This is a genomic window from Salinisphaera shabanensis E1L3A (assembly GCF_000215955.2).
Lineage (GTDB): Bacteria > Pseudomonadota > Gammaproteobacteria > Nevskiales > Salinisphaeraceae > Salinisphaera > Salinisphaera shabanensis.
The window spans coordinates 68,434-79,035 of record NZ_AFNV02000021.1 but is presented as its reverse complement, the minus strand read 5'-3'; the positions used below and the strand labels follow the sequence as shown (position 1 = coordinate 79,035).

Below are 10,602 nucleotides of genomic sequence, written 5' to 3'. Positions count from 1 at the left end.
ACACCAGATTTGACAGTAACTCTCTGCCCGCCTGCACTCCTTTTCGCTATCTCGTCTGCGGATAGGTGGACTTCAATAGTTACTGCAGTCTCGTGTCGGCGCGCTTGCGCTTTTATGCGGTCGATGACTTGCTCGGGGAGCGTGCTTTCGAACTCTCGCTTCCTACGGGCGACCCAGCGCGCGCCGTTTGGCGCCTCCGTTAGCGCGTCTAGTTCGCGCTCAATCTCGACTTTAGCCACGAGCGCGTTGTCTAGGGTTATACGAAGCTGGCGAATTCGGTCCTGATAGTCGAGCGCGTTCGTCGCGTGTCTCCATTCTTCGCCGAGAAGACTCGTGCCACAGTCCTTTCCCATATGGACTTCGCGACCGTCGGGCAATCGGGCGACGTAGCCTCGCCCATGCCATTGATGGCAGTCACTGAGGCCGCAGGGTATTTTGTCCGGGAGCCTATACCAAGCTACGGCAGTGGCCGATTTGATCTCCTTACTGTTTAGGTCTTGTACGAGCGCGGCACGCGCATATAGTTGTTCGGCCGATACGATCCGCAGATCGTGTGAATTACTACTAAAGTATTGCGTCATCGAATGCTCCCAGCGCTATGCGCTGTTACGCGGCCAAGAAAACACGTCACGGCCCAAACTGATAAAGGGCTTTGAGTTCACGGACAGCCGTAAGAATTGCAACGGAACTCCGTAATGGTGTTTAATTAGCTCTCGGTACCAAGCGATTCTCCATTGCAGGTACCGACGGGTTGGTGAAAAAAGAACGACGCCTACTCGCTATCAGGGGTAATTAGCTAGCTTCTGTTTGGGGGCGTAGTTGCCGCTACGCCTCCTTCACTAGCTTTCATAGACCGCTCGCGCTTTTTTGCCAGCTCGCGACCAATATTGCGTCGCTCGCCGTTTAGGCGCTCACGGCCTTTCCAGATAGACATAAGCTGCCTCCATAGAAAGAGTTGCTTGGGTGAGCCAAGACCGCTCATCTGAAGCCCCGCGCCTCAAATTCGATACAAGCGCGTCTCTCCGCGCTAATGGTGCGGCTACGGGTTTTGACAGCTAATGTCGGTTTTAAAAGAGCGAGCAGACGTCGTTCAAATGCGAACGTCATGTCCACGGTCGAACTCTACCCCACTAGATACTGTGGTCAAGCGCCAATTATATGGATTCGGGGCACAAGATATAGTGGGTAGCCGCCGCGGGCTACTCTCAGAATCGTTGTCTGCCAATACTGTATTTAAATACAATAGTTTGCGACGCTATTGAAATTAGCCTCAACGTAACTGGCTGACGGCGAAGTCTATTAACTAGGCGTGAGAAATTAGAGCCCATGTGCGGAAGATACGGTCGAATAGCGCCTAGATACGAAATAACGGCTCGGTTGAGGTTGCTCTCGGACAGCAACCCGCCGGAACCGCTAGACGAGTCGTAAAGCGATACAATCAACCGCCGGGCGAGTTTCGCCGGTGTGGATTTCCACACTAGATGACCGAGGCACCATAGAGGTGGCTAACGTCTTCTGGGGTTTTATCCCGAGCTGGGCCGACGAAGCATCATTCGCGAAAGATCAATGTTCGTGCGGAAACCGCGCACGCCAAGCCGTATTGGCGCAAAGCCTTTCATCAGCGCCGCTGCGTTGTCGCGGCTGATTGGTGGATGGTTTGCAGCTTCTCGCTTTAGGGTACGGAAAACACTTGCTCAATGGCCGCTTTGGGTCGATAGCGGCCCTATTCACAGGCGCAATTTGCTATCGCGGTCGTAACCAGCTTGCTACGCGAGCTCGGGCAACACCGCGACCAGCAGCCGCTCGATATCAGCCATACCCTGCGCGAGCGTGGCTTCGATTTCGGCGTGGATCGCCGCCCCGCCGCTGCGCCCGGCCGCCTTGTTGACCACGACCGCACAGCAAGCGTAATCGAGGCCTGCTTCGCGGGCGAGCGCAGCTTCGGGCATACCGGTCATGCCGACAATATCGCAGCCGTCGCGCGCCATGCGGTCGATCTCGGCAGCGGTTTCCAGACGCGGCCCCTGAGTGACACCGTGTACACCGCCAGCGGCCGGATCGAGTTTCAGACCCTGCGCGGCGTCGACGAGCGCTTTCGAGAGGGCGGCGTCGTAGGGATCGGTGAAGTCGATATGGTCGAGTAGCCCGCCGCGTTCGTCGTCGTAGAAGCTGTGCGCCCTGCCCCAGCTGTAGTCGATGATCTGATCGGGGATGACGATCCGCCCGGCCCGCATGGCATCGGTAATGCCGCCCACCGCGGCAATCGCGATCACCTGCTTGCAGCCGGCATCGGCGAGCGCCTGGATATTGGCGCGATAGTTGATGCGATGCGGGGCGAGCTTATGGCCGGGGCCATGCCGCATGACAAAGCACACCGCGCGGCCGGCGAGATGGCCCCGCACCAACGGCCCGGAGGGCGCGCCCCAGGACGTGTCGATGTCGGACCGTGTTTCGGCGGCTTCCAGCTCTGCAAGATCGGCCAGCGCGGTGCCGCCGATGATACCGATGGGCGCGATGTCGGTTTCGCTCATGTGCGACTCATGCAATTCGAACAGGCGGACACGGCGCGCCGTATCGCCGAGGCAATAGGCGTGTCTAGCCGCCGTGCTTGGGGTGCTGATCGCCGTCGACTGCATAGACCGCGGGCAGCTGGCGGAAATAGCCCTTGTAGTCCATGCCGGCGCCGAAGACGTAGCGATCCTCGATCTCGGCACCCACGATATCGGCGTGCACGCCGGGCGTGCAGCGATCGTGATTCTTGCGCAGCAGCATGGCCGTGGTCACCGAGGCCGCGCCCTGGGCTTCGATGGCGTTGATGATGGCTTCCAGCGTATGCCCTTCGTCGAGGATGTCGTCGATGATGCAGACATGGCGGCCGTCCAGGCGCAGCCCGGGACTGACCTTCCAGACCAGTTCGCCGCCGCTGGTTTCGCCGCGATAGCGCGTGGCGTGCAGATAATCCAGCTCGAAGGCGAAATCCAGCCGCTTGGTGATTTCGGCGGTCGGATGCATGCCGCCGAACATCACGCACATCATGATCGGCGCCTTGTCGGCCAGCTGTGCGGTGATCTGCTCGGCCATACGGTCGTAGCAGGCATCCAGCTCGGCTGCGTCGATCAAACAGTCGGCATTTGCGCGTACCGCGCGGGCCTCGTCGTAACGTTCGGAATCAAAACCGCTCATGCTTCGCCTTCTTCGGTCGGGCTATCCGGGCCCTGGGTGGAGGTATAGCCACGTGTCTTTTCACGCGTGATCGCTCGATCGCGCTCGGATTGTACCTTTTCGGTGTCGATCTCTTCTTCCCGATCGTCATCTTCATCCCGCTCGGCGCGTGCGAAGTGTACGGCCTCGGGCACGTGCATGGTGGTCGTCGGATAGGCAATCGCCGCACCATGATCACGTACGACATCCTGCACACGCTGCAATACGCTTTGCTTGATGGCCAGGAATTCGGCCCAATCCGTGGTGTAGGTATAGCAATACACCAGCAGGTTGAGCGCGCTTGCGCCGAGGCTGTCGAGATAGGTCAGGATGACCTGATCGCTGTCGATGGCCTCGTCTTCGTCGAGCATCTTGCGTACGGCCGCCACGATATCGGGTATCGCCGCCGCGTCGTCGTAGCGCACGGCCACGGTTTCCATGATCCGCCGATGGCTCATGCGCGAAGGGTTCTCGAGCGCGACGTTCGAAAACACGGCGTTGGGTACATACAACGGGCGCATATCAAAACGCCGCAACGTGGTCGCGCGCCAGCCGATGGACTCCACCACGCCTTCGATATCGCGATCGGGCGAGCGAATCCAGTCGCCGACTGAAAACGGTCGGTTCAGATACACCGTCAGACCGCCGAATATATTGGCCAGCACATCGCGGGCGGCAAAGCCCAGTGCAATGCCGCCAATACCGGAAAAGGCCAGCAAGGCAGAGGGCGACACCCCGAACACCTGCATCGTCATCAGCCCGGCGGTGATCAGTGCCGCAATACGCAGCAGTTTGCCAATCGCGTCGGCGGTGGTGGCATCGATCGCGTTGTCGCGCCCGGCAGCGCTCGCAAGCGCGTTGGCGCCCACCGATTTGATCATCTTGAACACAAACCAGGTGAACAGCGCTACGAGAACCAGGCCTCGAAACTCCGGAATGTACTCCAGCCACTGCGGGCCATTTTCCGGGCGCGATACGCGTAGCGCCGTGGATAGCCCGACCACCCAGACCACGCCTTGCAGCGGGCCGTTGATGCTGTAGTAGAGCGCGTCGTCCCAGACGTTGGGGCTCTTTCGTACCCATCCACTCAGGGCACTCAACACAACGCTCACGAGAAAATTTGCGAGAGCCGTCGCGAGCACGATAGCGAACACGTCCACCACCACGCCAAATTGTTCTTGCAGGCCCTGATATTCACCAATCAGCGGCTTTAGCCATCCCCACTCCGGCATCGATCAACGTCCGTTTTTCAGGTCTTCGGTCAGTTTTGCGTTGAGTTCGACGGCTGTCTGCCAACGCGGATTGTCTTCGAGCGCTTGGCTTTCCGTGCCCGCCCTTGATCCGGCACAGCGCGCATGCAGGGCAAGCCGTCGCATAGCCGAGGCTTCGTCGTCGATACGCACGGCGTCGAGCAGTTCGAGCGTGGCGGCCCGATCGTTGCAGACCGGCAGATAATCGCAGCCTGCCGCCTGTGCCAGACGGGCGCGTTCGCTGAAACCACCGATCACCGCGGCCCCGCCCATGCTCAGATCGTCACAGAACACGCAGCCGTCGTAGCCGTATTCGCCACGCAGGATATCGCCGATCCAGCGTGGAGACAGACTTGCCGGCAAATCGTCGATAGCCGGATAACGCACATGCGCCATCATCAGCGAATCCAGCCCGTGCTTCATGAGCGCGCCGTAGGGCGCCATGTCTTCGGCAAGACCGCTTCGATCACGTTCATCGACCGGCAACTCGGCATGCGAATCCGCCGCGACATAACCGTGGCCTGGGAAATGCTTGGCGGTACTGGCGCTGCCGGCATCACGCAGCCCCTCACCCAGGGCCTGCGCAAGCGCGCCCACAGTCGCGGCATCGCCGGAAAAGGCACGATCGCCGATAACGGTCGACGCGCCATAGTCGAGATCCACCACCGGTGCGAGCGGCATGTCCACGCCCACCTGGGCAAGTTCGCTGGCTAGAAGCCAGCCGATTTCGCGCGCCGCAGACAAACCGGCTGCCGAGTCGCGCGCGGCCAGCGCGCCGATCGCGCGCATGGGCACGACCCGCGTGAAGTGTTCGCGAAAGCGCTGGACACGCCCACCTTCCTGGTCAGCCACAATAAGCAGATTCGGACGCGCCTCGCGCATGGCCGCGGTTAACTCAGCCAGCTGGGACGGATCTTGATAATTGCGGGTGAAAATAATGGCGCTGCCGACCGCCGGATGGGCGAGCACAGCTTCGTCTTCCCTGCTCAGACGCGTGCCTTCGACATCGACCATCAACGGTCCCGGCCGTTGAACCGTTTCACTCATGAATCAGAACCTTTGTGCCGACGTCGATACGGTCGAACAGATCGATGACATCGCTGTTGGACATCCGGATGCAACCCGTCGAACCGGGCTTGCCCATGACAGCCGTGTCGGCTGCGCCGTGAATATAGATATTGCGGCGCATACTATCCATGGCCCCGAGCCGGTTGCGACCGATCTCCTCGCCACACAGCCAAAGAATACGCGACAGAATCCAGTCCTCGCGCGGCGCTGACTCGGCCAGCTCCACGGAATAGACTTCGCCTGTCGGTCGACGCTCCTTGAACACTGTACCCGGCGGCGAATCGGCGCCGATCTTGGCACGAATGCGATGCTTGCCCCGCGGCGTCTGGTTGCTGCCTTCGAATTCACCGCCGCCCTTGGTCGCAGTCGACACGTCGTACTGCTTGATCTCGTGATCCTGCTGGTCGAGCAAGGTGAGCGTCTGCGCACGCAGATCGATCTCGATATGCACTTCGGTACCCATTACGCCCCCCATTGCGAATACGGCTCGAAAGCGAGCGCGTGATTGTAATAACGCGCATCGTCCGAAACTTCTTCCCCTACCCAGTCGGGCCGCTCGAACGATTCGTCCACCGCCCCCAGTTCGACCTCTGCAACCACGAGCGGCGCGTTGGCACCGCCGAATACGTCGATCTCCCACGTATGAGCGCCGTACTTCACCCAATAGCGGGTTTTGACCACCGGTGGCGCAACACATAGCGTCGCGAGCATTTCGCGCGCATCCTCGAGAGGAATTGCATACTCGTATTCTGCGCGTACCGTACCGACGGCGGCGGCTTTCACGTTGATATTCGCGTGCTCACATTCGATCCGAACCCGTACCGAAGCAGGCCCCTCGCCGCAAAGATAGCCCTGTTCGAAATCCTGACTCGCATGCGCATGTTCGCGCCAGTTCTCATTGCGAACAAGAAACTTGTGCTCGATTTCCGTGGCCATTGGCGTCCCTGTAGAGATAAGCGCAACGCGGCCGGCTACGCGCCCTCACCGCCCTGCTTGACGAATACCGCCATCGATTCGACATGGGCGGTATGCGGGAACATGTCCATCACACCCGCGTGCGTCAATCGGTAGCCATACCGATGCACAAGCTCGCCGGCGTCGCGCGCCAAGGTCGCCGGGTGACAGGAACAGTAGACAATGCGCTCGGCACCGGTAGCCGCGATCGATTCGAGCATTTCGGCCGCGCCCGAGCGCGGGGGATCGATGAGCACACGATCGACTTTCTCACGACGCCAGGCCGCCTCTTCCGGTGGCTCAAACAGATTGGCGACATGCGCCTCTATATTGTCCAGACCGTTGAACCGCGCATTCTCCTGCGCCCGCTCGACCAGGCCCTCTTCGCCCTCCACCGTGATTACACGCGCCGCTTGGCGGGCGAGCGGAATCGAGAAATTGCCGAGGCCGGAGAACAGCTCAAGCACCTGATGCGAGTCGTCAACCTCGAGCAGATCCAGTGCTTGCGCGATCATGCGCGCATTGATGCCGGCATGAATCTGCACGAAATCGTTCGGCTTGAAATAGAGCCGCGCGTCCCAGTCGGGCAATTCGTAGTAGAGCGCCGGCGCCTCGGCATCCAGCGGTGCAATCGTGTCTTCGTTGCCCGGTTGCAGATAGATAGAAAACTCGAAACGCGCGCCGAATTCGCGCAGGCGTTCGCGATCTGCCTCGGTCGGGTCGTCGAGTACACGAAAAACCAGCGCGATGACATTATCGGCGGCGGCCACCTCGATCTGCGGCAAGCGCTCGCGTATCGACAGCCCGTCAATGAGTTCTGCAAGATCGGTCAGGCGGTTGCCCACGGGGGCCACCAGCACCTCACAACGGTCGAGCAACGCGATGAAGGGTGCGCCGCGCTCGCGAAAGCCGACCAGCGTGCCGCCCTTCTTTTCGACATATTTCACGCCCAGACGTGCGCGGCGCCGATAGCCCCAGCGCGTATCGACCAACGGCGCGAGTACGGTATCCGGCTCGACCTTGCCGACACGTTCGAGCGCGGCCAGCAGCTGGCCCTGCTTGAATTCGAGCTGCGCATTCTCGCCGGCATGCTGCAATGCGCAGCCCCCACACAGGCCGAAATGCGCGCAGCGTGGTGTGACGCGCTTGTCGGACGCCGAGAACAGCGTCTCGAGCGATGCTTCCTCGTAGCTCTTCTTCTGTTTCGTTGGCCGGTAGAGCGCCTGCTCACCAGGCAACGTGTCAGCCACGAACACGGCCTTGCCGTCCACGTGGCCCACGCCGCGGGCGTTGCTGGCCAAATCCACAATATCGACAATGCCGCGATCAGCCGGCTTGCGCCGGCGCTGGCGACGACTCATCGGGCCGATTGCCTGTCGTTGTGTAACACGGTATCGCTCAACAGATAGTACGGCACGATCACGGTTTGTCGTAAACGCCGGTCGACAGATAGCGATCGCCGCGATCACAGATGATCATGGCGATGGTGGCGTTCTCGACTTCGCGCGCAATGTTGAGGGCCGCGAACACACTGCCGCCCGACGAGGGACCGGCGAAAATGCCTTCCTCGCGTGCGAGGCGCTTCATTGCCGTCTCGGCATCGGCCTGCTCGACATCGATGACGCGGTCGACACGTTCCGGTTCGAAGATCTTGGGCAGATATTCTTCCGGCCAACGACGAATGCCCGGAATCTTGGATTCGCCCGCCGGCTGCACGCCGATGATCTGGATATCCGGATTTTGTTCCTTCAGATAACGCGAACAGCCCATGATCGTGCCGGTCGTGCCCATGGTGGCAACGAAATGGGTGATCTGGCCGTTCGTCGCCTGCCAGAGTTCCGGGCCGGTGGTTTCGTAATGGGCCCGTGGATTGTCCGGGTTGGCGAATTGATCGAGCACCAGGCCCTTACCGTCGCGCTGCATTTCGGCAGCGAGGTCGCGTGCGCCTTCCATGCCCTCGGACTCGGATACGGAAATGATTTCCGCGCCGTAGGCGCGCATCGATGCGCGCCGCTCTTCGCTCATGTTCTCGGGCATGATCAGCACCATGCGATAGCCCTGCATGGCCGCGACCATCGCCAGCGCGATACCGGTATTGCCGGAAGTCGCTTCGATGAGCGTATCGCCCGGTTTGATATCGCCCCGCTCGGCGGCGCGCCGGATCATGCTGTAGGCAGGTCGGTCCTTGACCGAGCCGGCCGGATTGTCGCCTTCGAGCTTGGCCAGCAACGTGTTCGAAGGCTGCGACGAATAGCTTTCGGGCAGCCGCTGTAGTCGGGTCAGCGCACTCTGGCCGACAAAGTGATCGAGCGTCGGATAACGGTCATTATTGCTGTTCATTGGCGAAGTCTAGCAGCGCCGGCCATTACGCGGGAATCGCCGGCGAAAATGAAGAAATACCGCGGTGGGATACGGGTTATCGCAGCGCACGGCGTCCGGCATCCATAGCGGCCCGCATTTCCTTCACCGCTTCGTTCAGACCCATGAAAACCGCGTCGGCAATCAATGCATGGCCGATATTGAGCTCCACGATCTGTTCGATCGCCGCGATCGCCCCCACATTATCTCGAGTCAGACCGTGACCGGCGTGCACTTCGATACCCAGATCGTGGGCTTGCGCGGCCGCTTCGGTTATACGCTCGAGTTGATGCTTGCGCTCATCATCGTGCGTGGCATCGGCGTAGGCGCCCGTATGTAGTTCGATAAAGCGCGCGCCGGCCCGGCCTGCGGCCTCGATCTGATCATGCTCGGGGTCGATGAACAGCGCGGCCTGAATGCCGGCGCCGTGCAGCCGATCGAGCGCATCGCGTACCGCATCGAGCTGGCCGGCAACGTCGAGCCCGCCTTCGGTTGTGAGTTCTTCACGCTTTTCCGGCACAAGGCAGGCGTCGCGCGGTTTGAGGCGATCGGCGATGTCGAGCATCTCCTCGGTCAGCGCCATTTCCAGATTGACGGGCACATCGCCGGCCGTCACGATCGCTTCCACATCGGCATCCTGGATATGGCGGCGGTCCTCGCGCAGATGCACGGTAATACTGTCGGCGCCCGCGGCCATCGCGGTGCGCGCGGCGTAGGCCACATCGGGATAGTGCGTGCCGCGCGCCTGGCGTAGCGTGGCCACATGGTCGACGTTCACACCCAAGCGTAGCGGCGCATGGCCATTGGTCGAATCGTTCATGATCGGTCTCCGGAAGACGAGTTATCGGGCTCGGCAGGCGCCGCAGCAGACGCCTTGAATGCCTGCATTGCTTTGAGCGTTTGTACGGATTTCAAGGGTTGTGTACCCAGATGCGGCGCGATCGCCGTTTGCATCAACACCCGGGCGGCATGCACATCGGCCCGCCCGGCAAAGCGCCCGTTCACCAAACCGTGCAGCGCGCTACCAGGAATCGCCACCTCGTCCTCGCCGACGCTGACGCTACGCAGGCGTAAGCCAAGCTCGGGGGCATAGACATATTCGAGCGCTGCATCCACCGGCTCGCCGGTGTCGCTCGTGATATCCAGCGGCACGCCGTACCCCAGCTCGTCGAGCAGATCGCGTTCGAAAAAACGCAGCGCGACCACGGCAGGCGCGCCATTGTCGAGTGCGGCCAGCAGTGCGTCCAAGCTATCGTGAATCGCGGCGTGGGGATCGTCGCGCGCAGTTAGGCGCATGACCAGTTCGCTGGCATAGAAGCCGGCCATCAACGCGTTGCCGGCCAGCGTATGCCGGCGCACGGTATCAACATCCGTGAGCGTATAAAGCTCACCGCGGCCGGACCAGGACAATTGCAGCACGGCCAGCGGCTCGAGCAGCCCGCGCCAGCGGGATTTGGGCCGGCGTGCGCCTTTGGCGACCAGGCCGATGCGCCCGTATTCGCGTGAAAACGCCTCCACGATAAAGCTGGTGTCCCGCCACGCTCGGCGGTGCAGAACGATTACCGGCGTGAGATCAACGCGCACTCGAACGCTCTTCGGCGGTTAAACTACGGCAGCCCGCGGTTTCGGCGAGCGGGTACGTGTCCGACTCGCGCACATAAACGCAGTAATTCGCCCGGCGCGCGCTCGATACGTTGATTATCGGATAACCGCTCGACAGCCGCATAGACCGCTCAATTCGGCCATGGATCAAGACGTCAAGCGTCAATCT

The 10,602-nt window shown here is 61.1% G+C and carries 11 protein-coding genes and 1 pseudogene; 1 reads left to right on the top strand and 11 read right to left on the bottom strand.

All coding sequences use genetic code 11. The features are described 5' to 3' along the window. The coding region (locus tag SSPSH_RS19315; RefSeq protein ID WP_040608234.1) for a hypothetical protein at nt 1-353 on the bottom strand (353 nt) is incomplete at its 3' end. 1,200 nt (nt 354-1,553) lie between these two features. Here SSPSH_RS19315 and SSPSH_RS19930 point away from each other — a divergent pair. Then, a pseudogene (locus SSPSH_RS19930) lies at nt 1,554-1,676 on the top strand (SOS response-associated peptidase family protein); the annotation flags it as partial. A 90-nt stretch (nt 1,677-1,766) separates the two neighbouring features. On the opposite strand, the gene SSPSH_RS13585 reads toward SSPSH_RS19930, so the two are convergent. The 10 genes from SSPSH_RS13585 to recO all read right to left on the bottom strand — a co-directional run bounded on the left by SSPSH_RS13585 (nt 1,767) and on the right by recO (nt 10,415). Next, entirely contained in the window at nt 1,767-2,531 is a 765-nt protein-coding gene (locus SSPSH_RS13585; protein WP_006915377.1) for an S-methyl-5'-thioinosine phosphorylase, read from the bottom strand. A 64-nt stretch (nt 2,532-2,595) separates the two neighbouring features. Further along, a complete protein-coding gene (locus SSPSH_RS13580; protein WP_006915382.1) occupies nt 2,596-3,183 on the bottom strand; it encodes a hypoxanthine-guanine phosphoribosyltransferase in 588 nt (195 codons plus the stop codon). Beyond that, entirely contained in the window at nt 3,180-4,433 is a 1,254-nt protein-coding gene (locus SSPSH_RS13575; RefSeq protein ID WP_006915383.1) for a mechanosensitive ion channel family protein, read from the bottom strand. Before SSPSH_RS13575 ends, SSPSH_RS13580 begins: the two co-directional genes overlap by 4 nt. Nucleotides 4,434-4,436: 3 nt before the next feature. After that, nucleotides 4,437-5,498 (bottom strand): beta-N-acetylhexosaminidase, encoded by a 1,062-nt coding sequence (gene nagZ, locus SSPSH_RS13570; RefSeq protein WP_202962180.1) that lies wholly within the window; start codon nt 5,496-5,498, stop codon nt 4,437-4,439. Next, nucleotides 5,491-5,994, bottom strand: a complete 504-nt coding sequence (locus SSPSH_RS13565) for a L,D-transpeptidase (protein ID WP_021031793.1) — start codon at nt 5,992-5,994, stop codon at nt 5,491-5,493. The genes nagZ and SSPSH_RS13565 overlap by 8 nt, the downstream gene beginning before the upstream one ends. Next, on the bottom strand, nt 5,982-6,455 hold the full coding sequence (locus tag SSPSH_RS13560; RefSeq protein ID WP_006915386.1) for a CYTH domain-containing protein: 474 nt from the start codon (nt 6,453-6,455) through the stop codon (nt 5,982-5,984). The genes SSPSH_RS13565 and SSPSH_RS13560 overlap by 13 nt, the downstream gene beginning before the upstream one ends. 35 nt (nt 6,456-6,490) lie before the next feature. Continuing rightward, entirely contained in the window at nt 6,491-7,834 is a 1,344-nt protein-coding gene (gene rlmD / locus SSPSH_RS13555; RefSeq protein WP_006915387.1) for a 23S rRNA (uracil(1939)-C(5))-methyltransferase RlmD, read from the bottom strand. A 58-nt stretch (nt 7,835-7,892) separates the two neighbouring features. Further along, the gene (gene cysM / locus SSPSH_RS13550; protein ID WP_006915388.1) at nt 7,893-8,813 is read right to left on the bottom strand and encodes a cysteine synthase CysM; all 921 of its coding nucleotides are present in this window, start codon (nt 8,811-8,813) and stop codon (nt 7,893-7,895) included. 76 nt (nt 8,814-8,889) lie between these two features. Further along, a complete protein-coding gene (locus SSPSH_RS13545) occupies nt 8,890-9,651 on the bottom strand; it encodes a pyridoxine 5'-phosphate synthase (protein WP_006915389.1) in 762 nt (253 codons plus the stop codon). Then, nucleotides 9,648-10,415 carry a DNA repair protein RecO gene (recO, locus tag SSPSH_RS13540; protein WP_006915390.1) on the bottom strand — a complete coding sequence of 256 codons (768 nt, stop codon included), beginning with the start codon at nt 10,413-10,415 and terminating at the stop codon, nt 9,648-9,650. Before recO ends, SSPSH_RS13545 begins: the two co-directional genes overlap by 4 nt. Between the last annotated feature and the right edge of the window lie 187 nt (nt 10,416-10,602).

Coding starts and splice junctions, on each gene's coding strand:
- SSPSH_RS13575 (WP_006915383.1), bottom strand. CDS start 4,433: ATGCCGGAGTGGGGATGGCTAAAGCCGCTGATTGGTGAATATCAGGGC.
- SSPSH_RS13545 (WP_006915389.1), bottom strand. CDS start 9,651: ATGAACGATTCGACCAATGGCCATGCGCCGCTACGCTTGGGTGTGAAC.
- SSPSH_RS13565 (WP_021031793.1), bottom strand. CDS start 5,994: ATGGGGGGCGTAATGGGTACCGAAGTGCATATCGAGATCGATCTGCGT.
- rlmD (WP_006915387.1), bottom strand. CDS start 7,834: ATGAGTCGTCGCCAGCGCCGGCGCAAGCCGGCTGATCGCGGCATTGTC.
- SSPSH_RS13585 (WP_006915377.1), bottom strand. CDS start 2,531: ATGAGCGAAACCGACATCGCGCCCATCGGTATCATCGGCGGCACCGCG.
- SSPSH_RS13580 (WP_006915382.1), bottom strand. CDS start 3,183: ATGAGCGGTTTTGATTCCGAACGTTACGACGAGGCCCGCGCGGTACGC.
- cysM (WP_006915388.1), bottom strand. CDS start 8,813: ATGAACAGCAATAATGACCGTTATCCGACGCTCGATCACTTTGTCGGC.
- SSPSH_RS13560 (WP_006915386.1), bottom strand. CDS start 6,455: ATGGCCACGGAAATCGAGCACAAGTTTCTTGTTCGCAATGAGAACTGG.
- nagZ (WP_202962180.1), bottom strand. CDS start 5,498: ATGAGTGAAACGGTTCAACGGCCGGGACCGTTGATGGTCGATGTCGAA.